This window comes from Zoogloea sp., assembly GCF_041908905.1.
In the GTDB taxonomy this organism is placed as follows: Bacteria; Pseudomonadota; Gammaproteobacteria; order Burkholderiales; family Rhodocyclaceae; genus Zoogloea.
In genome coordinates this window covers 65,694-88,283 of the sequence record NZ_JAYREK010000005.1, presented here as the reverse complement: position 1 = coordinate 88,283, position 22,590 = coordinate 65,694, and the positions used below count along the sequence as shown (strand labels likewise).

Annotated in this window: 18 protein-coding genes; all 18 read right to left on the bottom strand. The window is 68.1% G+C overall.

Annotated elements, in window-relative coordinates; translation table 11 throughout:
- Window positions 1-50: 50 nt before the first annotated feature.
- From ACE3OU_RS05185 to ACE3OU_RS05100, 18 genes are read right to left on the bottom strand one after another with little or no spacing between them, the layout of a single operon-like run.
- On the bottom strand, window positions 51-1,220 hold the full coding sequence (locus ACE3OU_RS05185; RefSeq protein WP_374240475.1) for a glycosyltransferase family 4 protein: 1,170 nt from the start codon (window positions 1,218-1,220) through the stop codon (window positions 51-53).
- Complete coding sequence (locus ACE3OU_RS05180) at window positions 1,217-2,398, bottom strand: hypothetical protein (RefSeq protein WP_374240474.1); 1,182 nt, start codon at window positions 2,396-2,398, stop codon at window positions 1,217-1,219. Before ACE3OU_RS05180 ends, ACE3OU_RS05185 begins: the two co-directional genes overlap by 4 nt.
- A 45-nt stretch (window positions 2,399-2,443) precedes the next feature.
- Window positions 2,444-3,295, bottom strand: coding sequence for an AAC(3) family N-acetyltransferase (locus tag ACE3OU_RS05175; RefSeq protein ID WP_374240473.1), 852 nt, complete (start codon window positions 3,293-3,295; stop codon window positions 2,444-2,446).
- Window positions 3,292-4,716 carry a glycosyltransferase gene (locus ACE3OU_RS05170; RefSeq protein WP_374240472.1) on the bottom strand — a complete coding sequence of 475 codons (1,425 nt, stop codon included), beginning with the start codon at window positions 4,714-4,716 and terminating at the stop codon, window positions 3,292-3,294. Before ACE3OU_RS05170 ends, ACE3OU_RS05175 begins: the two co-directional genes overlap by 4 nt.
- A complete protein-coding gene (locus ACE3OU_RS05165; RefSeq protein ID WP_374240471.1) occupies window positions 4,709-5,977 on the bottom strand; it encodes a glycosyltransferase family 4 protein in 1,269 nt (422 codons plus the stop codon). Before ACE3OU_RS05165 ends, ACE3OU_RS05170 begins: the two co-directional genes overlap by 8 nt.
- Window positions 5,974-7,548, bottom strand: a complete 1,575-nt coding sequence (gene xrtA, locus ACE3OU_RS05160; protein WP_374240470.1) for an exosortase A — start codon at window positions 7,546-7,548, stop codon at window positions 5,974-5,976. The genes ACE3OU_RS05165 and xrtA overlap by 4 nt, the downstream gene beginning before the upstream one ends.
- A gap of 18 nt (window positions 7,549-7,566) precedes the next feature.
- On the bottom strand, window positions 7,567-8,904 hold the full coding sequence (locus tag ACE3OU_RS05155; protein ID WP_374240469.1) for a putative O-glycosylation ligase, exosortase A system-associated: 1,338 nt from the start codon (window positions 8,902-8,904) through the stop codon (window positions 7,567-7,569).
- Between the two features lie 52 nt (window positions 8,905-8,956).
- Window positions 8,957-10,309, bottom strand: coding sequence for a phenylacetate--CoA ligase family protein (locus tag ACE3OU_RS05150; RefSeq protein ID WP_374240468.1), 1,353 nt, complete (start codon window positions 10,307-10,309; stop codon window positions 8,957-8,959).
- 11 nt (window positions 10,310-10,320) lie between these two features.
- Entirely contained in the window at window positions 10,321-11,415 is a 1,095-nt protein-coding gene (locus ACE3OU_RS05145) for a glycosyltransferase family 4 protein (RefSeq protein ID WP_374240467.1), read from the bottom strand.
- Window positions 11,412-12,617 carry a TIGR04063 family PEP-CTERM/XrtA system glycosyltransferase gene (locus ACE3OU_RS05140; RefSeq protein WP_374240466.1) on the bottom strand — a complete coding sequence of 402 codons (1,206 nt, stop codon included), beginning with the start codon at window positions 12,615-12,617 and terminating at the stop codon, window positions 11,412-11,414. The genes ACE3OU_RS05145 and ACE3OU_RS05140 overlap by 4 nt, the downstream gene beginning before the upstream one ends.
- Window positions 12,618-14,546 (bottom strand): XrtA/PEP-CTERM system amidotransferase, encoded by a 1,929-nt coding sequence (locus tag ACE3OU_RS05135; protein ID WP_374240465.1) that lies wholly within the window; start codon window positions 14,544-14,546, stop codon window positions 12,618-12,620. It abuts the gene before it with no gap.
- Between the two features lie 15 nt (window positions 14,547-14,561).
- Complete coding sequence (locus ACE3OU_RS05130; RefSeq protein ID WP_374240464.1) at window positions 14,562-15,752, bottom strand: TIGR03088 family PEP-CTERM/XrtA system glycosyltransferase; 1,191 nt, start codon at window positions 15,750-15,752, stop codon at window positions 14,562-14,564.
- Complete coding sequence (locus tag ACE3OU_RS05125; protein WP_374240463.1) at window positions 15,749-16,993, bottom strand: TIGR03087 family PEP-CTERM/XrtA system glycosyltransferase; 1,245 nt, start codon at window positions 16,991-16,993, stop codon at window positions 15,749-15,751. Before ACE3OU_RS05125 ends, ACE3OU_RS05130 begins: the two co-directional genes overlap by 4 nt.
- Before the next feature lie 6 nt (window positions 16,994-16,999).
- Complete coding sequence (locus ACE3OU_RS05120; RefSeq protein WP_374240462.1) at window positions 17,000-18,037, bottom strand: FemAB family XrtA/PEP-CTERM system-associated protein; 1,038 nt, start codon at window positions 18,035-18,037, stop codon at window positions 17,000-17,002.
- A 14-nt stretch (window positions 18,038-18,051) separates the two neighbouring features.
- Entirely contained in the window at window positions 18,052-18,918 is an 867-nt protein-coding gene (locus tag ACE3OU_RS05115; protein WP_374240461.1) for an XrtA system polysaccharide deacetylase, read from the bottom strand.
- Entirely contained in the window at window positions 18,915-20,012 is a 1,098-nt protein-coding gene (locus ACE3OU_RS05110; RefSeq protein WP_374240460.1) for an XrtA/PEP-CTERM system-associated ATPase, read from the bottom strand. The genes ACE3OU_RS05115 and ACE3OU_RS05110 overlap by 4 nt, the downstream gene beginning before the upstream one ends.
- Before the next feature lie 7 nt (window positions 20,013-20,019).
- The gene (locus ACE3OU_RS05105) at window positions 20,020-21,564 is read right to left on the bottom strand and encodes a TIGR03016 family PEP-CTERM system-associated outer membrane protein (protein WP_374240459.1); all 1,545 of its coding nucleotides are present in this window, start codon (window positions 21,562-21,564) and stop codon (window positions 20,020-20,022) included.
- Window positions 21,561-22,589 carry an XrtA-associated tyrosine autokinase gene (locus ACE3OU_RS05100; protein ID WP_374240458.1) on the bottom strand — a complete coding sequence of 343 codons (1,029 nt, stop codon included), beginning with the start codon at window positions 22,587-22,589 and terminating at the stop codon, window positions 21,561-21,563. The genes ACE3OU_RS05105 and ACE3OU_RS05100 overlap by 4 nt, the downstream gene beginning before the upstream one ends.
- Window position 22,590 lies beyond the last annotated feature (1 nt).

Sequence of the window (22,590 nt, the reverse complement as noted above, 5' to 3'; positions counted from 1 at the left end):
TGGGGCTTGAACAGGTTTGCCCACCAGGGAGACGGCGCTCCGCCTGCCGCTCAGCGGGCGAGGCAGGCGTCGAGGAAGCGCGCCGCGGTCGCCTCGACGGAGAAGGTGTCCTGCACGCGCCGCAGGAGGTTGCCGGCCCGCCGGGACGCCTCCTCGCGGTCGTCGAGCACCGCTTCGAGGGCTTCGGCCAGCGCCGCCGGATTGCCGACCTCGTAGAGCCAGCCGTACTCCGGCGAGTTCACGATCTCGGGGATGCCGCCGATGCGGCTCGCCACAACCGGCAAGCGGCAGGCCCCCGCCTCGATCACGACGAGACCGAAGGGTTCGTCGAGGGCCGAGTGGGCCATGCAGATCGCCTGGCGCATCAGGTCGGCCACCTGGCGCTGGGGAATGCTCTCGAGGAAGATCACCCGCTCGGCGACGCCAAGCTCGACGGCAAGCTTGCGCAGGCCCGGCTGCCAAGCGCCATCGTCGGCGCCCCCGGCCAGCACCACCTTGAGCTCGGGGAAACGCCCGGCAATCCGCGCGAAGGCCTCGATCAGCACGTTCTGGGCCTTGCGGGGCACGTAGTTGCCGATGTTGAGGATGAACGGTGTACCGGCCGGCACGCCGCTGTCACCCGATTCGGCCTGGAAGTGGGCACAGTCGATCCCGTTATGCACCACGCGGACCGGCGTCTGGCCGAACAGCCCGAGGGCCTTGATGCGCTCCGCCAGCGCTGCCGAGCAGGCGGTGATGGCGTCGGTCTGGCTGGCGATCACCCGCCATGCCGGATTGGCCAGGTCGATCTCCTTGACGTCGGAGCCGTGGAAGGACAGCACGATGCGCCCCTGCCACAGGCCCGCGCGCTTGAGGAGCGCCAGCGGGTACACGTTGAGCCGCGGAAAATGGAAATTGACGACCTGGATGTCGTAGGTGCGGAGCTGGCGCAGCATGGTCGGCAGGCGGCGCACCGCAGTCAGCAGATAGCGCGGCGACAGCGGCTGCGGGCCCGAAGGTGCGGGGAAGTTGACGTGCAGGAACTTGCGCCCGCCCGCATCGACCTTCTCGCCCTCGAAGCTCCAGTCCTGGATCCCGATCAGGGAGCGGCCGGGCATCGTGCGCTCGACCTCCCGCCACAGGCGATCGACGACCACGTCGACGCCGCCGATCATGTCGAACTCCCAGGGCAGGAAGAACAGCATGCGGCCCTTCACAGACTCCGCGACCTTGCCAGTCATGACGCGCTCGCGTCGCCGGTCAGGCCGTAGCGGGAGCCGTTGCGGTTGGCGCTGTCCATCATCAGCGCGTCCGCGTAGAACTTGGTCGCCCAGTTGGGGTATTGCCACGGATGGTAGCCACCGTTGATCGGGTGGGAGCCCTTGATGCCGCCGATCGTGGCCTCTTCCTTGCCCGCCAGCAGCTGGGTCTTCTTGACGAAACCGAGGATCCGCGTGGTGGCGTCGCGATAACGGGCGTCACCCGTGATCTGGAACAGCCGGCCCCAGTTGATGCCGAGCTGGCAGTCGCCGGTGAGGCAGGACCACTTGACGGTGGGCTGCCAGTTGGCATCGAAACGGCCGGGCAGGCGGCCGTCGGCCGGCAGGGCTGCGATCATCGCGTCGCCGATCTTGCGGGCGGCCACCAGGAAGTCGTCGCGGCCGGCGTAGTCGCCGATCTCGAGCAGGCCCCGCATGGCGTAGGCGATGGTGTGGGTGAAGGGCTGGGCGTTGTCCTGCAGGCAGTTGGTTTCGAGCCAGCCGTTGGCGCGGGCCTGGGTCAGGGCCCATTCGCAGTTGCGCACCGCGGCGTCGAGGAAACGCTGCTCGCCGGTGATCTGGTGGGTGCGCGCCAGGCTCCAGGCCGAGCGGGTGTTGTAGGTGTTGACGTCCTTGCCGGTCATCGGCGAGCCGAACTTACGCCAGCAGCCGTCGTCGTCCATGATGTCGCACAGCCAGGTGGAGGCGCGCACGGCGGCCTCGCGGTAACGCTCGTCGCGCTCCTCCTCGAAGGCACGGACCCAGCCGAAGATCACCTGCCCGGTGTTGAAGACCGTCGGCTTGTCGGAGTCGCCCAGGGCGCCGGCCAGCACGCCGCCACCGGGCAGCTGGATGTCGATCTCCCAGTCGGCCATGCGGCGGGCGCGGGCGCGGCAGTCCTGGTCACCGGTGATGGCCGCGTAACGATACAGGGTCGGGATGATGTAGCCGGTGGTCTCCGGGTAGGACGGCGCCCAGCGCCGCGAACGTACCAGCCAGGTCTGGGCCACGCCGCCATTGCCGGTGACGTCCTGGGCGCGCTTGAGCCAGTCGATGGCCGCGTCGAGGTGGACGCGGTTGTCGGCCGGCTGGGTCAGGCCGATGCCGAGGGAGTCCTTGAGGACGAGGCGCTTCTCGCGGAGGGTTGCACTGATGCTCATGGGAAGTTCCAGATTTCGAGGATTGATACGTTGAATTCGTTGGGGTCAGGCCGCCGCGGCCGCCTTCGGGACATCGAAGAAATGCCCGCCGGCCTCGACGAGGCGCCGCGACTCGCGGCTGTGATCCTGGGCCCGGATCCAGCGCAGGCGGGTGTTGCCGATCCTGCCGCCGTGCAGCACGCCGCTGCGGGTGAGGTGTTCGATGAGCCGCGCCTCGCGACGCAGGCGGTTGGCCTCCGGCGACAGCACCCGCACCGGGCAGACGCGGCTGCGCCCCTCCCGGTCGATCACCACGCCGTCGACCAGGGCCGGCTCGTAGAGCGCGCAGGGCAGCGTCGCCTCGAGCTGGTCCTCGACGAAGTGCGTGTAGGTGAAGGTGTCGAAGGGCGCGTCGAAACCGAGGAGCAGCGCATTGCGCTCCAGCAGCCGGGCAAACGGCGAGGCAGCCCCGAAGGGCCGGTCGGTGTGCTCGTGGCCGTCGATGAAGGCGTCCGCATCCGCGCCCCAGGCCAGCAGCGGGTGGGTCGGGCTGAGGCTGCGCCGCACGTTCTCGCTGCGCCGGAAGACCTCGCTGACGAGCCCCATCATCGACGGGCTGCGCAGCACGTTCATGGGCTTGCCACGGGCCAGCCACTGGCTCGAACTCATGTTGTGGTAGGGCATCGAGGTCATGACCAGCAGGCCCTCCTCCCCCACTGCCCGCTTGAGCGCCCGCACCAGATCGGCCGGCTTGCCCTTGAAGCCGTTGTGGGCGAGCCAGGACGAGTGGACCATCAGGGTATCGCCGGGCGTCACGCCGATCCGCCGCAGCCGGGCGATCAGCTCGTCGGGCCCGTAGGCCCACACCGTGCGGGCCGCGATGTCCTTTGCCCATTGCTTGAGTGCGGCAGGCTTCAACGTTTTTCCTTTCCGGGCTGCCCATCGACGACTTCGTCGAGGAGCCGCGCGAGACGCTGGGTGATCGCCTTGCGGTCGAACTGGGCGAGGTAGGCGTCGTCGGAATCGACCTTCTCGGGCACCGGGCGGACCAGCCACTCGCGCAGCATCGCCTCGCAGGCCTCGGCCGATTCGGCGGGCACCGCGCGGCCCAGGCGGGCGCGCTCGATGATCTGCTGGGTCGCACCCGGGTCGCACAGCGCGAAGATCGGGCGGCGGACCGAGACGTACTCGAACAGCTTGCCCGGAATCACCCCGTCGGAGGTTTCGCCGGTATCGACGATCAGCAGCAGGTAATCGCAGTTGACCTGTGCGTCCATGGCCTCGGCGTAGGCGACATCACCCGCAAAATCATAGAGATGCGCGATGCCGTATTCCTTGAGGATTTCGTCGTAGCGTCTGCGGATCGCCGGCTCCAGCCCGCCGAGGATGCGCACCCGCACCTTGCCGGCCAGCGCGGGATCGGTGCGGTGGATCCGCCCGAGGGCTTCGGCGAAGGCGTACCCGCGCCGGTTCTTGAACAGGCGGCCGGTGTACACGAACTCGATGGTATCGCCGGAGAAGGGCCGCGTACGCGCCCTTTCGCCGTAAAGTTCGGTGTCGTAGCCGTTGGTGAGGGTTTCCCAGCGGGCCTTGATGTCCGGATGGAGGCGCTGCATGTAGGCCGTTTTCTGCTCGGAGACAGTGACAACCACGTCGGCCTCCTTGAGCAGGCGGCGCTCCATGCGCAGTTCGCGCTGCTTGCGCCACTCGGGCAGCCACTCCCGCAGCACGTCGCCGTACCACAGGTCGCGGTAGTCGGCGATCCAGGGCAGGCCGGTCTCGCGCTTGAGGGCGTGGCCGATGAACATGCTCGAGAACGGCGGCAGCGTGGTGTAGACGGCGTCGATGTGGCGCTCGGCACACAGGCGCCGGGCCACCTTCAGGGCGTCGCTCGCCCACGGACGGAAATCGTCGGGCACGTCGACCAGGTTGCGCAGCACCCAGCGCGTGGTGGCATGGGCCCGGTCGAGCAGGCCGCCGCCGCCCGTCGCCGCGGCAGGGGCGGCCCGGGTGGCCACCGCCACGCCGCCCGTCGCCGCACCGGCGGCAACGGCGGCCGGCGGCGCAGGCTTGCGTCCGAGGAGGCGCTTGACGCCGTTGGCGATGTTCTCCTCGCTGGTACGCAGCGGCACGCGCACGACCTCCACCCCGTCGGCGATCTCGGCCATCAGGGACGGGTCGTAGTTGCCCTCGTTGCCGGAGGGCTGCAGCGTGATCACGATGGAGCGCCAGCCATGCTGGCGGAGCTGCTCGACAAACTTTACCGTGCGGATTCGACCGATGGTCTTGAGAGGCGGAAATTCGCCCGCGATCACCAGCAAGGTGCGCGGTTCAGACATTTTTTTCTCCTGTTCGCAGCAAGTTGCTGCACAGATCCTGGAAGATGCCCACGCGGGTCTCCCAGCTGTTGGCTTGTGCGTGCCGGAGGGCGCCGGCCTCGAGCCGGGCGCGCAGGGCGTCGTCGCCAAGGATGCGGCTGATCGCCCCGGCGATCTCGTCGACATCCTCACCGTTCACCTGCAGGCCGCTCTCGCCGTCCTTCACCGCCTCGACGGCGCCGCCCGCCCGCCCGCCGACAACCGCCCGGCCGCAGGCGTTGGCCTCGAGGAAGACCAGGCCGAAGCCCTCGGTGTCGCCGTCGGGCATGGTCCGGTTGGGCATCACGAACAGGCTGGCACTGCGATAGGCGGCCAGCAGATCGGCGTCATCGAGGGCGCCGGCGAGGGTGATCGAGGCCGCCGCCGGCGAGGCGTCGGCCATCGCCTGCAACTCCGCCCGCTGGGGCCCGTCGCCGATGATCAGCAGGTGGGCGTCGGGATGGGCCCGCTGGACCTGGGCCCAGCCGGCGATGGTCTTGTCGAAACCCTTGCGCGGCACCAGCCGCCCGACCGCGACCACCAGCCGCTTGCCCGCCAGCCCGAGGCGCGCCCGCAACCCGGCATCATCGGGCCCCGGCGAGAAGCGCCGGGTGTCGACCCCGTTCTCGATGAGGCAGATCCGCTCGGGTCGCACCCCCATCTGCTCGATGAGGGCCTGCCGCGTGAAGCGGCTGACCGCGACCACCGCGTCCGCCCCCCGCAGGTGCTCACCGCGGCGACGCCCGAAGGAGCCCGCGCCCATGCGCTGGGTGATCTCCTCGCCGTGCACGTAGAGCACCATCCGGGTGCCGAAGAAACGCCGGCAGAACTCGCCCAGCCAGGCGGTGGACACCAGCTCGCCGATGCAGATCACGCCGATCCCGTGCTGGCGGATGAGGCGATGGACGGTGGTGACGATCCTGAAGCGGAGCGGGATGTCGATCGTCAGGAAACGCCACGCCGACACCAGCTTGTTGGCCGGAGGCGGCGCCATCTCGGGCCGCAGCAGGTCGAGCCGGTGGACCGGGAAGCCACAGCGCTCGTCGTGCTCGCGCCAGCCGGCGATCTCGGCGCCGTCGTGGTAATAGCGCCGGGTTGCCAGCGCGACCATCTTGCCCGGCGGCGCGAAGCGGCACAGGTTGGCATACACCGTCGCCGACCCGCCCTGGATGGGGGTGAAGATGCTGGCGACCATCAGGCATGCGTTGCCCTCCGCCGCCCCGTTCTTTGCGACCGTGCTCATTGGCTGGCTCCCGAGGTACGGCGGAGATCCGCCAGCAGGCCGTCGAGACGCTCGGCGGCGAAGGCTTCGGTCTTGCCCTGGGCCGACTCCAGATCTTCCGGACTGTACATGGTCAGGATGATCGCCGCCGAGTCGTCGCCACGCCCGCGCAGGCGGGAGATGGCCTCATGGAGCTTGGCGAGCGCATCGCTGGTGGTGGTGGTGTCGTTGACCCAATACACCTCATAGACCGCCGCGTGGCGACCGCCCTTGACGTAGCCCTCCAGGCGCACATCCGGCACCGAGCCGCTGTCGCGCCTGACCTTGCGGGAGGTGGACCAGCTCCAGTCGTGGGTGGGCTCCACCTTGTTGCCCACGTTGACCAGTTCGGCGCCCTGCACCTGATTGCGGAAGTAGGCGACGAAGACGTCCACGGTGTCGCCGCCCTTGGTCTTGTAGCGTGCCTGATGCACGGCCCGCGCGCCGGGGAAGCTCGGGCGGATGCCTTCGGCCGACGAGTCGTCGCGCTCCAGGTCGGCCAGGGAGTCGAAGCGCAGGCGGGGCTCATCGGTGCTGGTCGAGCGCGCGGCGAATGCCTGCCCCGCCTCCACGACCCCCGGCGGAATGGCCGCCGCCAGCACGGTGGCGGCCAGCGCCACCGCCAGCGAGCTGCCGCCGGCCGGCGCCACGCCGCCCGGAGCGGCCGGCAGCGGGTCGCGCCAACGGGTTCCCACCGCAAAGCCGACGAACACGGCGATCCCGAAGATGATCCAGCCAAGGGCCAGGTGGCTCACGCCCAGGCCCCACTCGTTGTTGGTCCAGTGGGCCACCATCACGATCACGTAGGCACGCAGCCAGTTGGCCAGCAGGGGCATGACCACGGACCACACCATGAACAGCACCCGCTTGGAGGTGCGCGTGTAGGTGAGGTAGGCGTACACGGCCCCGATGAAGATCGAGCTCAGCAGATAGCGGATGCCGCCACAGGCCTCGATCACCGACCAGCGGCCGCTGGGAATGACGAAATTGCGGCCCTCCTGGAACACCGGCACACCGGAGTAGCGCAGCGCGACGACCGTGGCGTCCGCCGTCCAGTTCATCAGGACAGGCAACGCCTCCTGGCCGAACGGGACGGCAAACAGCAGGAAGCTGAGGGGGCCGACCGACGCCCGGGCCATCTGGTCACCACCAACCGCCCAGACGGTGGCGGCGATCAGGAATACCAGCGCAAACTGCACCACCGCGGCAACGGAGGCCAGCTCGCCGGCCATCGCCACCACCGACAACAGCACCAGCGCCGTGAAGCCCTTCCAGGACGGGCGGCAGACGGAGGCCGCCAGGTGCTGTCGCTTGGTCCACAGGAGATAGGCGACCACCAGCAGCACGATGTAGCCGTGGGCATGGCTCGGCAGGGTCTCCCACGCCACCAGCACCATCTCGACGTAGGGGCGGAAGACGAACAGCAGGGCTGCCCACGCCGCCACGATCAGGGCCCAGGCGAGCATCGGGCTCACGTGGCGCGAGCCGGTCTCCGCCCCATGGGCTTGCATGCCGGGCAGCACGGATTTCAGCTGGGGATCCAGGGATTTCATCGATTCCATTTCCGGTTATCAGGAGGTCGCCAGCGGGCCCCCGCTCTTCAGGCCGGGAGCGTCGCCGGGCGCCGCGGCCTTTTGTTCGCCGAGGATGCCCTTGGCCCATTTCTCGGTGACGACGAGAATGATCATGAGGTAGTAGGGCATGTCCCAGAACGCCAGGTTGAGGAAGGCGCCCCCCACGGCAAAGCCGATCACGCTGACCTTCATCATCGCGCCGAGCTCCGTGACCCAGACCAGGTCGGGATGCCCGCGCCCCAGCTTCATCAGGCGCCCGGCGGTCCGGTAGGTCAGGATCCAGAAGGTCAGGAACAGGGCGAGCCCGATGTAGCCGTGCTGGCCCAGCACCTGGAAGTAGATGCTGTGGGCCACCAGCACCTCGTTCGCGTTGGGCGCGAACATGTGATAGACGAAGGGCGTGTCGGTTGCGAAGCCGGCACCGACGATGCGGCTGTTGGCGATGTTGATCGCCATGCCCCAGGCGTTCAGGCGCCCCATCGCCGAAGCGTCGGAATCGTAGGTCTTGATGGTGCCCATCCGCTCACCCCACTCGGAGGGCATGAACATGATCAGCGCCGGGGCGAGCAGCAGCAGCACGATGCCGATGGTGAGCTTGGACTTGCTGCGCCACCACAGCACGACGGCCATCGACGACATCGCCAGCATCGCGCCCCGGGAATGGCTGCCGAGCACCGACGCCGCGCACAGGCCGATGCTGACGAACAGGAAGCGCTTGATCCATTTAGGGCTCAGGCGCGACATCATCGGCAACTTCACCAGCTCCTCGGCCCGCAGGATCAGGTAGTAGAGCAGCGGGATCGACACCACCAGCGCGATTGCCAGCTCGTTGTTGTCGGCGATCACGCTGTCGGGCGGGCCCCACACCCGGTAGGCGCCCCCGGTCATCAGGGTGAAGGCGCCCCCCTTGATGCCGAAGAAGGCCACCGACAGCACGGTGACCGCAATGAAGGCGAGGATTTCCTCGCGGGTGCGGATCACGCACCCGACGAGCAGGGTCACGCCCAGCACCTTCAGCACGTTGACGTAGCTGGTGGCGCTCTCGGGCACGTGGAAGGCGGCCAGGGTGGTGATTCCCATCCAGGCCAGGAAGCACACGAGAACCTTCACCGGCCCGCTCGAGGGCCAGCGCACCAGCTTCGGGTGGGCCATCATGCTGATGACCAGCAGCCCGACGGAGATCATCGCGAAGGGAAGGTTGTAGGCAAACCCCCAGCCAAGGCGGTGGGGGTTCATCAGGCCGATCCACGTCCACAGCAGGGCCGCTATGAAGGGATACCGCAAAGCCTTGATCCCACCGTAACAGAACAGGAGGGTTACCAGTAGATCACGCACTCACATCGCCCCACACAATCATCAGCTCCGCCAAAGGATGGACTCAAAAGGATCAGGCCGCGACGCGACTGGTCACATACCGGAATTTTCCGGACGCCTCCGCCGGCACCGTGTCGACGACCTTCACGTCGATCGTCACCGACGCCCCCAGCCTCCGCTTGAGGCCCTCCTGGATGCGTCCGACATCGGCTGCCTCGAAGAGCGGCCCCGGCACGACGAACACCGTGGTGAGCGCGGTCGTCTCCTGGACGATCTTGAAGGACGCCACCCCCGGAATATCCCGAAGAACATAAATCAGCGCAAGGCCATGCATCACGGTGCCATCCGCGGCGATGACGAAATCGGTGCTGCGACCCTGGATCTCGCTGAGAACCGGCAGACCGCGGCCGCAGGGGCAAGGATCTTCACTCAGGACACCGACATCACCCGTGCGATAACGCACGAACGGATAGTCGCGGGTCGCGAGATGCGTCACGACGATCTCGCCGGACACGCCCGGCGGCTGGACCCGCCCTTCCCCGTCGATGATCTCGACGATGATGTCCTCGGCGGTGATGTGCATCGAGCCCGACGGACAGGCATGGGCAATGAAGCCGGCGTCGCGCCCGCCGTAGCCGTTGGCCACCGGGCAGGCGAAGAGCCGGCTGATGATCTCGCGCTGGTGGTCGTAGAGACGCTCGGAGGTCACGAAGACCACCTTCACGCCGAGGTCGTCGAGGCGAATGCCTTTTTTCTCGGCGTAGCCGGCGATGTGGCTGATCGCCGACGGGTAGCCGAACACCATGCGCGGGCGCGCCTCCCGGATGCGCGCGATGAAGCCCTCGACCTTGGCGTCGGACATCTCGAAGGCCGGCAGCAGCTCGGTGCGCATCAGCCGGTCACGGATCAGGCGGACCTTGTCCTGGGTGCCGAGCTCGATCGGCGAGCCCCACACCACGATCTCGGGGTCGCCGATGTCCACGTCCCACCAGCGGGTGGCGCGCCATTTGGCCGCCACGTCGTGGGTGACGCGCTCGGTGCCGATGAAGAAGATCAGCGGCTCGCCGCTGGAGCCGCCGGTGTTGAACCGGGCCAGCCCGCGGGCGTCGGCGGCGCGCAGGGCGTCGCTGTTCTGCTTGATCACCGACTTGGTGAGGAAGGGCAGCGCCTGCAGGTCGGCCGTGCCGCGCACCTGGCGCGGATCGAAGCCGGTGCGCGCGAAGAGTTCGCGGTAGTACGGCACGTGGGTGCCGATGTCGCCCAGGAAGCCCCTCAGCCGCTCCGTCTGCTGTTCGATGATGCGTTCCCGGGGCCACCACTGGGACGCTTCCATCCGGTCGCGCACGGCGACGGTGTCGTGCTTCTTGAGGCGCTCCTGGAGCGGAAAGACGACGTTCGAGACGAATCGGGTATACAGATCGGACATTTTTCTGGTTCCTACTTGCGACGCCGCGCCGCGGCGCTGGCATCGGCGTACGCGGCGAGCAGTTCGTTCCTGACGGCCGACCAGGCGTAGCGGCGCACGTCGGCCTGCCCTGCCTGGCTCAGCCGGGCTGCCAGCCCGGGATCATTGAGACAGCGCAAGGCCGCCTCGGCCATCGCCTGCGGATCGTCGGGCGGCACCATCAGCGCGGTGACGTCATGCTCGACGATGTACGGAATGCCGCCCACGTCGGTGGTCACGGTCGGCACGCCGCTGGCCAGGGCCTCGAGCACCGAGTTGGGCATGTTGTCCACCCGGCTCGGGTTGAGGGTGAGGTCGGCGTCGCGGTACAGCGCCGCCATCTGGTCGCGGTCGAGGCGCCCGGTGAAGCGCACCTTGTCGGCCACGCCCAGCTCCCGGGCGAGGGCCTGGAGCTCGCCGGCCTGGGGGCCGGTGCCGGCCACCGACAGCACCGCCTCGGGCCGTGCCGCGGCGATGCGGGCGAAGGCGCGCAGCGCGGTATCGATGCCGTAGATGGTTTCGAGGTTGCGGGCCACCACGATGTGGGCGGCCGGCCGACGGCCCGGGTCGGACGGACGGAAGCGCGACAGGTCGATGATGTTGGAGACGATCCGCCCTTCCATGCCGAAACGCCCGAAGACGTCCTTCAGAAAGCCCGAGGGGAGGACCAGCATTGCCGCGCGGCCCATCGTCGCCCGCACGCGATCGGCGGAGCGCCGCAGGAAGGGTTCGGCCTCGCCCCCGCGGTAATTGACGACCACCGGCGTGCCGCGCAGGCTGCCGATCCAGATCGCCGGCGCCGCGAAGAGGTGCCACGACCAGCCCGAGTTGGCCATCACGTGCATCAGGTTGGCGCGTCCCGCGGCCCGCCACAGGTGTGCCACGTAGGGCGCCAGCCGGAACAGCGCCCGCACGCCCTTGAGCTTCTCGGCCCAGGCCGGACGGTACGGCGCATTGACCTGCACGACCTCCACCTGGGCGCCCTCCTGGCGCAGCAGCTCGCCGAGCTGGCGCGTCTGGTTGGCCATGCCGCCGGCGGGGGGCGGCAAGGGGCCCACGAGGACGATGCGGAGGTCGGAGAATTTCATGCCGCCGCCTTCAGCGCCAGCCGCGCATAGACGGCCTTGTAGTTGGCGACGCTGTTCTTCCAGTTGCGGACGTCCTCGACGAAATGGCGGCCGGCGGTACGCATCGCGGGCCAGCGGTCGCGGTGGGCGAGCATGTCCTGGAGGGTGGCGACCAGCGCCGGAACCTGCCCGGCAGCGAACAGCCGCCCGGTCTCGCCGTCGCGGATCAGCTCCCGGTGGCCGCCCACGTCCGACGCGACGAAGATCCGGCCCTGGGCCATGGCTTCCAGGGGCTTCAGCGGGGTGACCAGCTCGGTGAGGCGCATCGAGTGGCGCGGGTAGGCCAGCAGGTCGATGAGGTCGTAGTAGCGGCTCACCTCGGCGTGGGGCACGCGGCCGGTGAACACCACCTTGCCGGCGATGCCCAGCCGCTCGGCCTGGGCCTTGAGATTGGCGTCCTGGGGGCCGCCGCCGACCAGCAGCACGCGCAGGTCGGGCTGGCTGGCGTGCATCGCGGCAAACGCGTCGAGGAGCAGGTCAAGGCCCTCGTAGGCATAGAACGAGCCGACGAAACCCAGCACGGTGCGGCCGGCCAGGCCCAGCCGGGCCTTGAGGGCGTCATCCGGCGCGCCGGAGAGCTGGAACCCCTCGACATCGACAGCGTTCGGGATGACGGTGACTTTCGATTCGGCGATGCCGCGGGCAAGGATGTCGCGGCGCAGCCCCTCGCAGATCGTGAACACGTGGTCGACGCGCTTGATCGCCCAGGTCTCGAGGGCGCGGGTGGCGCGGTAGCGCAGGCTGCCCTCGGAGGTGGTGCCGTGATCGACCGCGGCGTCCTCCCAGAAGGCGCGGATCTCATACACCACCGGAATCCCCAGCTTGCGACCGACGCGGATCGCCGGAATGGCGTTGAGCACCGGCGAGTGGGCGTGGATCACGTCGGGCCGCAGCTCGCGGGCCAGCTGCAGCAGGCGGGCTTCGGTAGCGCGGATCAGGCGCCACTCGTTGAGCCCGGCCGGGCCGGGCGGCGGCACCTCGGAGCGGTGGAAGCGCAGCCCGTCCACGTCCTCGACGGGCGCTCCGGTCTTGCCCTGCTTGGGCGAGGTGAGATGGAAGGTCTCCCAGCCGAGGGCGCGCTGTTCGCGCAGGATCGCCGCGGTACGGAAGGTGTAGCCGCTATGCAGCGGGATCGAGTGGTCGAGAACGTGAAGGATGCGCATTTACTGGCTCATTGCCACGCCGGCGGGCACGCTGGCCTGGCGCTGGCTGTTTCGCAGGAAGGCTTCGAACATCATGGTGGTCCACAGCGGCGCGCTGTAATCGCGGGCGCCGGACTGGTGGGCGTCAACCAGGTGCTCGAGGTAGTCGCGGTTGAAAATGCCGGTTTCGGCGAGGGTGGAGCCGAGGATGGCGTCACGCACGCGCTGCTTGAGCGGGCCGCGGAACCAGCGGGACAGCGGCACCGCGAAGCCCATCTTGGGGCGGTACAGCACGTCGCGCGGGAGGTAGGGCTCCATCGACTTCTTGAAGAGATACTTGCCCTCCTGGCCCTTGATCTTGAGGTCGGAGGGCAGCGTGGCGAGCCACTCGACCAGCTTGTGGTCCATCAGCGGTTCGCGCACCTCGAGGGAATGGGCCATGCTGGCGCGGTCGACCTTGGTGTTGATGTCGCCGACCAGGTAGGTCTTGGTGTCGAGGTACTGGATCAGCGCCAGGGGGTCGTCAGTCTGGGCGTTGGCGGCGTGGCGGCGGAACACCTCGATGGCGTTGAAACCGGCCAGCTCCGCGCGGAACTTGCTGGAGAACAGGTTGCGCCGCATGTCGTCGCGCAGGATCGACACCGAGTGGAAGTAGGCCTGCACCGAGTCGCGGGCCAGGGCCTGGAAGGTGGTCTTGGCGCGGAACACGCGCGGCGCCCAGTCGGCCTTGGGATACACCCGGCCGAGCAGCCCGAACACCGGCCGGCGGATGCCCGCCGGCATGGCGCTGCGCATCTTCTCTTCCATCAGGTGCATGCGGTAGCGCCGGTAGCCGCCGAAGGTCTCGTCGCCGCCGTCGCCGGACAGCGCCACGGTGACGTGCTTGCGGGCGAGCTGGCAGACCCGGTAGGTGGGGATCGCCGAGCTGTCGGCGTAGGGCTCGTCGTAGAGCGCGGCGAGGGTGTCGATGAGGTCGAAGTCGTCGGACTTGACCGTCTCGACGAAGTGCCGGGTGTGGTAGCGGTCGGCCACCATCTTGGCGAACTCGGATTCATTGAAGGCCGGGTCGTCGAAGGCGATGGAGCAGGTGCTCACCGGGTCGCCGGAGATGCCCGCCATGGTGGCCACCACCGCGCTGGAGTCCACGCCGCCGGACAGGAAGGCGCCCAGGGGGACGTCGGAGATCATGCGCAGGCGCACGGACTCCCGCAGGCGCTCGGTGAGCTCGGCGCAGGCGTCGCCCACCGACATGGGGTTGTCGAGGGAGAAGCGCACGTCCCAGTAGCTGCGGGGCGCGGGGATCGGCTCGCCGCGGCGGATGCACAGGGTCTCGGCCGGCTGCAGCTTGCGCGCGCCCTGGAAGATGGTGCGCGGCTCGGCCACGTAGCCGAGGGCGAAGTATTCTTCGACCGCATGGGGGTCGATGCGCCGGTCAAGGCCCGGGTGCTGCATCAGCACCTTCAGCTCGGAGCCGAACACCAGCGTGCCGTCGTCGAGCAGCGCGTAGTACAGGGGCTTGACGCCCATCCGGTCGCGGGCCATGAAGAAGGTCTGGCGGTTGCGGTCCCACAGGCCGAAGGCGAACATGCCACGAAAGCGCTGCACGCAGGCCTCGCCCCACGACTCCCAGGCATGGACGATCACCTCGGTGTCGCTGCGGGTGTGGAAGACGTGGCCGAGGGCCTCGAGCTCGGGCACGAGCTCCTGGTAGTTGTAGATCTCGCCGTTGAAGACGACCGCCACCGAACCGTCCTCGTTGAACAGCGGCTGCTGGCCGGTGGAGAGATCGATGATCGAGAGTCGGCGATGCCCCAGCGCCACGCCGGGTTCGAGGTAGATGTCGCCCTCGTCCGGGCCGCGATGGAACTGGATGTCGTTGAGCCGCTGCATCAGGCCGCGATCGAAGTCGCGCCTGCCGCGGGTGTCAAAAAGGCCGGCGATACCGCACATGGATGGTCTCTACTTTCAGGGAAGCGCTTTGCGGGATTGAACGGCGGGGTCACGCGGCGCGGAAACACCGCTGACCAGCTCCCGATAGAGGGAGAGATAGGCACCGACCATGGCGTCGAGGCTGAACTCGGCGAGGACACGCGCCCTCCCCGCACGCCCCATCTCGACCGCCGCGTCGGGTGCGTGGAACAGCTGGCGCATCGCCGCCGCGAGCCTGGGGATGTCGCCGGAGGGCGCCAGGAGGCCGGTGCGCCCGGCATCGACGAGCTCGGGGTTGCCCCCCACGTCGGTGGCGATCACGGGCAGCCCCGAGGCCATCGCCTCGAGGAGGGTGTTGGAGATGCCCTCGGCGATGGAGGGCAGGACGAACACGTCGAAGCTGCGCATCACCTCGGGAACATCGCTGCGCTCGCCGGCCAGCCAGACCTTGCCGTCCAGCCCCTCTTCCTGGATGAGGGCGGTGAGTTCGGCATGGAGCGGGCCCCCGCCGACGATCGCCAGGCGGGCCCCGCGCGCGGCCTCGGCGTCCTCGCGCACGAAGGCGGCGAAGGAACGGATGAGGTGGGCGTGGCCCTTGACGGTCTGGAGGCGCCCCACGGAGCCGAACACCCGCAGCGACGGATCGTTGAACGGCGAGCCGGACAGCGGCTGGCGCCCCGCGGCGGGGGAAAACCGGCGGGCATCGACGCCGTTGCAGATGCGCCGTATGCGCCCTGCCCCGATGCCCACCTTGTCCTGGAGGTAAGTCTGGATCTTGCGCGACAGGGCCACGTAGCGGGTCACCAGCCCCGAATAGACCCGGCGGACCAGCTGGTACTTGCGGTTGGTGCCCTCGCGGTCGTTGTGGTCCCAGCCATGCTCGCCGTGGATGCGCACCGGCACGCCCGCCAGCCAGGCCGGCACGAGCATCTCGAGGGCGGCGAGGTTGCGGGTATGCACGATCGCCGGCTTCAGATCGCGGAACATCCGGAACAACACCGGAAAGAGCGTGAAACCATGGCCCGGCGGCTTGTGCAGCGACACGAACTCCACGTCGCTGCGGCGCACACGCTGGGTGAAGCCGGGCGCACAGGTGGTCAGCGCGACGATCATGTGCCGGAAGTGCTCCGCCGGCATGTGGTTGAGCAGATTCACGATCCCGTTCTCGAGGCCTCCGACATCGAAGCTGAAAACCACATGGATCACAAGGGGGCGGGAATCGGTCATGACGCTTTCGGGTGGGGCTGCGCGGCGGTTTCGGGCGCGGCATCCAGCAATTTTTCGAGGGCTGACAAATGGGCCCCCCAACTATAACGGGTGACGACCCGCTTGCGGGCGGCGGCGCCCATGCTGCATCGCAATATTACATCAGCGAGCAAGCCCACGATACGCGATACGAATTCATCCCCACTGTGGGCAATCTCACAGTCCTGCCCCGGCGTGGCCTCGAGACCGGTGGCGGATGCCGAGGAAATCACGACCGGCTGCGCCATGGCCATCGCCTCGAGCACCTTGTTCTGGATTCCGCGGGCGATCCGCAGGGGCGTGACGATCACGTCGGCGTGGGCCAGGTAGGGGCGCACGTCGGGCACCGTGCCGGTCACCACCACGCCCTCGGCGGCCAGCGCCTGGACCGCCGGCGCGGGGTTCATGCCGACGATCCAGAAGCGGGCGTCAGGGACATGCTGCCGCACCTTGGGCAGCAGCTCGCCGGCAAACCACACCACCGCGTCGATGTTCGGCCAGTAGTCCATCGCGCCGGTGAACAGCAGCACGGGCCCGCCCGGCGGGAACGGGTTGTCGAAGCCGTGCTCCGGACTGAAATATTCCGAATCGACGCCGTTCTGCATCACGCCGACCCGCCCCGCCACCTCGGGCGCGGCCTGCCGGAAGAGATTGGCCTCGGCCTCGGTGACGAACAGGCTGGCGTCGCTCGCGGCGGCGGCCCGGCGCTCGAAGTCGAGGAGCTTGCGCCCCTCGCGCCGGTACAGCCAGGACATCGGCCAGCGGTGATCGGGGGCGTACTGGGTCCATTTGGCGGAGTCGAGATCGCAGAAGTCGATCACCCGCCGGGTCAGGCCCGGCACGTCGAGGTACTGGGCCATCGGGCCGGAGAAGGCCACCGCCTGCCGGATGTCGTGGCGGGCCACCACGTCGCGCACCCAGCGCATCAGGCCGGCATCGCGGTAGTAAGGCAGGCTGAGCGCCTCGCCGCCGAGGAGGCCGCGCAGGCTGAGGACGCGCGACAGGCGCGGGTCGAGGCGCACCACGTGGCTCGCCTCGCACCATTCGGCGAGCCGGCCGACGTGGGCTTCGTCGTCCGGATGATCGACGAAGGTGCCGAGGAAGACCCGGTGCCGACGGGCCAGTTCACGCAGGATGTTGAAGGAGCGGACCTTGTCGCCCTTGTTGGGCGGAAAAGGAATGCGATGAACGAGGTAGAGCAGCGGGCTGCGGTCGTCTGCCACCGGCGCTCACCCGAGGTTGCGGACGATGTGCGGCCCGATCGCGTTGGCCACGGCCAGGGGCAGGCGCCGCCACATGGCGATGAAGGCCCGGTACTTGGGGTTGAGCGGGTTGTTCTGGGGCACTTCGTCGCGCTTGTAGAGGCGGTATTCGTAGGACAGGGGCTGCGGCTCGAAACCCCAGTTCTTCTTGAAGCTGTAGGGGCCGGTGCCGACCTTGCTGCGGCCGTAGTCGAAGATCTTGTAGCCCCGGGCGCAGGCGCGGCGCATCAGCTCCCAGTACTTGAAATCGTTGGCGGCCAGATCCCGCGCGGCCAGGTCGTCGCCGGCGTAGTAAGGCAGGACTTCGTCGCGGAAATAAAAGGTCAGGACGGTGGAGAGGGGCTTGCCCTCGGGCGACAGGACGGTCATCACCTCGCAATCCTGCCCGAAAACCCGCATCAGGGTTTCAAAGAAACGTTTCGGCAGCGCCGGCGTGCCGTGGCGCAGCACGTTGTCGGCATACAGCGCGAAGAAGCGGTCGACGTTGGCGTCGATCTCGCAGACCAGCCCGTTCTTGATGCCCTTGCGCACCATCGCCCGCTGCTTGCGGGGGATCGCCAGCATGTTGGCCTCTTCGTCCGGGAGGATCTCCTTGCGGAAGGTGACGTAGACCTCCTGGCGCGGCCATTCGGGGTGGCGTTCAGCGAGATTGCGGTATTCGAGGTGCTGCACCCCGGCCTTGCGCGACAGGGCGTCGGCGGCCTGGTCGAGGGCCGCCACGGCCTCGGCGTCGGTGCCGGCGATGCCGCCATACACGGCGAAGGGCAGCGAGGTCATGGCATGGCCGAACAGGCGGCTCTTGACCTCGACCAGCGGAAGCACCGCGACAATCTGCCCGTCGCGCTCGGCGAGCAGGTAATGGGTGCGATGGCGGAACACCCCTTCCATGATGCCTCGCCACTCGATGCGGTGGAAGAAGGTCGCGTCCGGGCAGCCGAACACGAAGGCGTTCCAGCGCGCGTCATCACCCGCCTCGTACGGGCGTACTTTTACGTCAGAAACCATGGAAAAACCCGGAGTTAAGTTCGGTTAGCGGAGAGAAACACCTCGTCCATCCGCCCCCACGAGAAATCCTGCAGAAGGCGCTCAAGACGCGCTTCGGTGCGCTCCAGGTTCACGTAGTGGCGGAAGCGGGTCTTGGCGCTCGCCTCCTTGACCACCGGCTGGCCGGGATCGATCTCCCAGGGATGGAAGTAGAAGATCGCCGGACGGCGGTCTTCGGCATTGACCTGGCGTATGCCCCAGGCGGAGACCGGGTAAGGCAGCAGGCGGAAGTAGCCACCACCGCCCACCGGCCAGTTGCGCCCGAAACGGCGCACCGTGGTGATGGGGATCTCGATCAGGCCCTTGGCGACCGTGTACGGGAAGCGCGGCGCATCCGGCACGCCATAGTGGTCGTGCTTGACCGGATAGACGCTGGAGCTGTAGGTGTAGCCCGCCGTCTCGATGCAGTCGTGGGCCCAGGGGTTGGAGTCGCCCACCGAGAAGCTCGGCGCGCGGTAGCCCCGCACCTCGCAGTCGGCGATGTCCTCGAGCACCACCTTGGCCAGCTGGATGTCGGCCAGGAAGGCTTCGGGCGTCTGGTCGCTGGCCCGCTCGTGGCCGTAGCCATGGCTGGCGATCTCATGCCCTTCCATGGCGATCAGACGGATCAGCTTGGGGTAGCGCTCGGCGATCCAGCCGAGGGTGAAGAAGGTGCCCTTCGCCCCGTGGCGATGCATCAGCTCCAGGATGCGATGCACGTTGCGCTCGACCCGGCACTCGGTGGAGTTCCACTTGTCCTTGGGAAAATGGCCGGCCAGCGCGGAAACCTGGAAATAGTCTTCCACGTCGATCGTCAGCGCATTGACGATCGGACCGCGGGCCTTGGCGGTGGAGGCGTTCACTTGCCGGACCCTCCGTTTTCCGTTTGAGTGGCCTGTTGCTGGGCTGACTTGAGCAGCTGGCTGAGGGCGTTGAGGGTGGTGGACAGGGTCCGCTCGATGACCGCCAGGCGCTCCTCGAAGCGTGCCGTGTCGAAGGCTTCGCCCGCTCCGGCCAGTACTTTCGCGGCCTCTGGGTTGGCCAGCAGGCGCTGCAGGTCGAGGACCTGGGCCTGGGCCGGCGCCTCGACAACCGCCGCCGCGGGCTGCACCGCGAAGGCGTCGGTCTGCACCGTCGCCGGCGTGACCTGCTCGTCGCGCATCTCCGTCGAGATCTGGTTGACCAGATCGAGGCTGACCCGACGCTGCTCGCCGAGGAAGGCGCCCAGCATGATGCGGTCGCAGATGGCGTTGATGCGCCGCGGGATCCCCTGGCTGACGTTGAAGATCTCGCGAATCGCCTCCTGATCGAAGCTGGGGTTGCCCTTCCAGCCGACGCAGGACAGGCGGTGTTCGATATAGGCCTGGGTTTCGAGCAGATCCAGCGGGCCCAGGTGGTAGGAGGCGATCACCCGCTGGCGCAGCTGCACCATCTCCGGGCTCTGCATGATGGTGCGGAACTCCGGCTGGCCCACCAGGAAGCTCTGCAGCAGCGCGTGGTCCTCGAGCTGGAAGTTGGAGAGCATGCGCAGCTCCTCGACCGCCTGGGGCGTGAGGTTCTGGGCCTCGTCGACGATCAGCAGGGCGCGCTTGCCGGCCGCGGTGGTGGACACCAGGAAGGCCTCGATGGCGAGCAGCAGATCGCTCTTGGTCAGGTGCTTGCTGGGGATCCCGAAGGCGGCCGCCACCAGCCGGAGGATGTCGCTCGCGTCGATCTGGGTGCTCACCAGGTTGGCGGCGACGATCTTCTTGGGGTCGAGCTTTTCGAGGAGGCTGCGGACCAGCAGGGTCTTCCCTGCCCCGATCTCGCCGGTGATGACGATGAAGCCTTCGTTCTGATGCAGCCCGTATTCGAGATAGGCCATGGCACGGCGATGGCCGCGACTGCCGTAGAAAAATGAAGGATCCGGGTTGAGCTGGAAGGGCTTGCCCCGCAGCCCGAAGTAGGCTTCGTACATGAGATGCTCAGAATTGGATTGCGAGGCTGCCGATCAGCGCGTTCTCGCTGTAGTCGCCGGTGGTGGCAGAACCCTCGTTGCGCCGCGCGTTCAGGGAACCGGTGGCCTTGGGCGTCAGCCGGGAGGTGAGGCCGGCGGTCAGGAGCCGCGAGTCGGAGCTCTGGGTGAGGCTCCCCTGGTTGCGGCTCCGGGTGGAGGTCAGGGAGGCGTTGAAGTTGGTCTGCTCGGTCACCCGGTGGCTGAAGGTGAGGGAGGCTCCGGTCGTCCGAAGTTGCGAACCCGTCTGCAGGTCGTTGCCGACGGCGTAATCGCGGTCGACCAGGCTGTCCCGCTCCGACTGGAACAGCACCAGGCCCAGGGAGTCGCGCGGCCCCACGTAGGTCGCGCCGATCTGCAGGCGCTTGTCGAGGAAGGTCGAGTTGGTGAGCACCGACTGGGCGCCGACGATCACGTTGCCCATCCCCGGTGCCTGGCTCTCGATGAGCTGCCGGACGTAGGCGTCCCGCTCGGCGAAATCCGGATAACGGGCCGTGTACTGCAGCATCAGCAGATCGTAGAGCGACAAGGCGCCCAGCATCGCGCCGCTGGTCGTGCTGGCGTCCTTGCTGTAGCCGATCCGGTAGGCCATCCGGGAGGAACGGTGATCGGCCGACAGGCTGTAGCCGGTGCCGAAGAAGCGGTCCTCGACGGTGGCAGTGACGCGGGTACGCGGCGTCGGCGTCCAGTCGGCGCCCATGCCGTAGATCGAGCTGCTGCGGTTGCTGATGCGGTAGTTGTTGGATTCCGAACCGACGATGGCGCGCAGCATGAAGTCGGGCGCCACCTGGGCCATGCCGGTGAAGCGTGCCGTCTGCTGCTTGAGCACGCGGGACGACGCGGCATTGTCGTTGGTTCGATCGAGCAGATTGAACCCCCACCCCAGGAAGCCCGTCATCCGCGGGTCCGAGGCGTCGAGCATCCAGGTCTGGGCGGTGCTCCGGGCCATCGCCGAGCTGCCGGAATCGGAGACACCCAGCGTGTAGCGCAACTGCACCGACCCCGTTTCACCAAAACGGGTGGTGAAGTAGGGGCTGACGTTGAAGACGCTCACCTGGGTCTGGTTGGCGCCGGTGACGGAATCCGCAGGGCGGGCGCCGAACACGGAGGTCGCCATGCGGGTGACCGAACCCGTGAGGTCGACGTACAGACGATTCTCCCAGGCCGTGATCTTGCCCTTGCCGCTGAGGGCCATGTTGGTCGAGTCGGCCAGGGAACCGTTGGCGTAATGGTTGGCGTTGGCAGACACCGACAGCGCCCCGGTCACCCGGGAGCCGCGCGCATCGATGCTGACGCCCGGGCTGATCTGGGTGATCCAGTCAGACTGGCCCTGGCCGTCACGCCGCAGCCCCGCGTTGTCGGTGATGGTCTCGGTGAGACGGATGGAGGGCGTGACCTTGAGCGTCTGCTGCTGGGCCAGGGCCGGCGCTGCCGCCACCAGGCCGATGGGCGCGCAAAGAGCCGCGAGGCGCCAGGCACCGGGCTGACGGGAGCGGGTTGAGACCGGGGCGATCACTCGTTCTCCTTCTGCGTGTGGCCGTAACCATAACCATAGCCGTAGCCATAACCGTAGCCATAGGCACCAGCCCCGGAGTGGGCGGCCTTGTTGAGGAGCATCAGTTTCACCGGACAGGACTCGATGGTGGACAGCGCCTGCTTGACGGCCGCCTGGGTGGTCTTGTTGGACTCGACCACCATGACGATCTGGCCCATGTGGGTCGCCAACACGCGGGACTCGGTGGTCACCAGCAGGGGCGGCGAGTCGAAGACGATGATCCGGTCGGAGTACCGCTCGGCCAGCTCGTCGAGCAGGTTGTTCATTGCATCGCTGGCCAGCAGCTCGGTGGCCCGGGGATGGGGCGTACCCGCCGGCAGGAGACGCAGCTTCTCGATGTTGGTCTGGAGGAGCACGTCGCCGAGCTGGATGTCGGGGTTGGTCAGCACGTCCATCAGGCCCTTGCGGGGCGGCAGGCCGAGGATGTTGAGGACCGACGGGCGCGAGACGTCCGCGTCGATCAGCAGGACCGTGTGGTCGAGCTCCATCGCCATGCTGATGGCCAGGTTGATGGAGCTGAAGCTCTTGCCCTCGCCCGGCAGCGAGCTCGTGATCATGATCAGGTTGGCGTTGTCGATCGCCGCCGCACCCTTGCCCTGCACGTTGCGCAGCAGCGGACGCTTGATGATCCGGAACTCGTCGCCGATCAGCGAGCGCGGCGCGTTGGGGGTCACGACGCCGATCGAATTGAGGCGATCGAGATCGATTTCGACGGTCTGGGCGGCGCCCCCCGCACGGGCCGCGGGCTTCGGCGCGGCGGGCTGAGCCGGTGCCTGAACCGGCTCGGCTGCCGGTGCGGCTGCGGGAGCCGGCATGACGACCGCTTCGGCTACCGGCTTGACCGGCTCGACGGCAAAGGCCGACACCGCGGCGGGAGCCGGGGCGGGTTCTGCTCCGGCCGGCTTTTCGGCCTCGGGTGCCGTTTGTCCGGCATTCGCCCGCTGGAGCTGTTCGAGCCGCTCGACGGCTTTTTCAATAATGCTCATG

Bases quoted from the DNA above. Each gene is read 5' to 3' on its own strand.
- ACE3OU_RS05140 (WP_374240466.1), bottom strand. From the start codon at position 12,617: ATGCGCATCCTTCACGTTCTCGACCACTCGATCCCGCTGCATAGCGGC.
- ACE3OU_RS05180 (WP_374240474.1), bottom strand. From the start codon at position 2,398: ATGAGCATCAGTGCAACCCTCCGCGAGAAGCGCCTCGTCCTCAAGGAC.
- ACE3OU_RS05135 (WP_374240465.1), bottom strand. From the start codon at position 14,546: ATGTGCGGTATCGCCGGCCTTTTTGACACCCGCGGCAGGCGCGACTTC.
- ACE3OU_RS05165 (WP_374240471.1), bottom strand. From the start codon at position 5,977: ATGAGCACGGTCGCAAAGAACGGGGCGGCGGAGGGCAACGCATGCCTG.
- ACE3OU_RS05150 (WP_374240468.1), bottom strand. From the start codon at position 10,309: ATGTCCGATCTGTATACCCGATTCGTCTCGAACGTCGTCTTTCCGCTC.
- ACE3OU_RS05110 (WP_374240460.1), bottom strand. From the start codon at position 20,012: ATGTACGAAGCCTACTTCGGGCTGCGGGGCAAGCCCTTCCAGCTCAAC.
- ACE3OU_RS05130 (WP_374240464.1), bottom strand. From the start codon at position 15,752: ATGACCGATTCCCGCCCCCTTGTGATCCATGTGGTTTTCAGCTTCGAT.
- xrtA (WP_374240470.1), bottom strand. From the start codon at position 7,548: ATGAAATCCCTGGATCCCCAGCTGAAATCCGTGCTGCCCGGCATGCAA.
- ACE3OU_RS05145 (WP_374240467.1), bottom strand. From the start codon at position 11,415: ATGAAATTCTCCGACCTCCGCATCGTCCTCGTGGGCCCCTTGCCGCCC.
- ACE3OU_RS05170 (WP_374240472.1), bottom strand. From the start codon at position 4,716: ATGTCTGAACCGCGCACCTTGCTGGTGATCGCGGGCGAATTTCCGCCT.
- ACE3OU_RS05100 (WP_374240458.1), bottom strand. From the start codon at position 22,589: ATGAGCATTATTGAAAAAGCCGTCGAGCGGCTCGAACAGCTCCAGCGG.
- ACE3OU_RS05120 (WP_374240462.1), bottom strand. From the start codon at position 18,037: ATGGTTTCTGACGTAAAAGTACGCCCGTACGAGGCGGGTGATGACGCG.
- ACE3OU_RS05185 (WP_374240475.1), bottom strand. From the start codon at position 1,220: ATGACTGGCAAGGTCGCGGAGTCTGTGAAGGGCCGCATGCTGTTCTTC.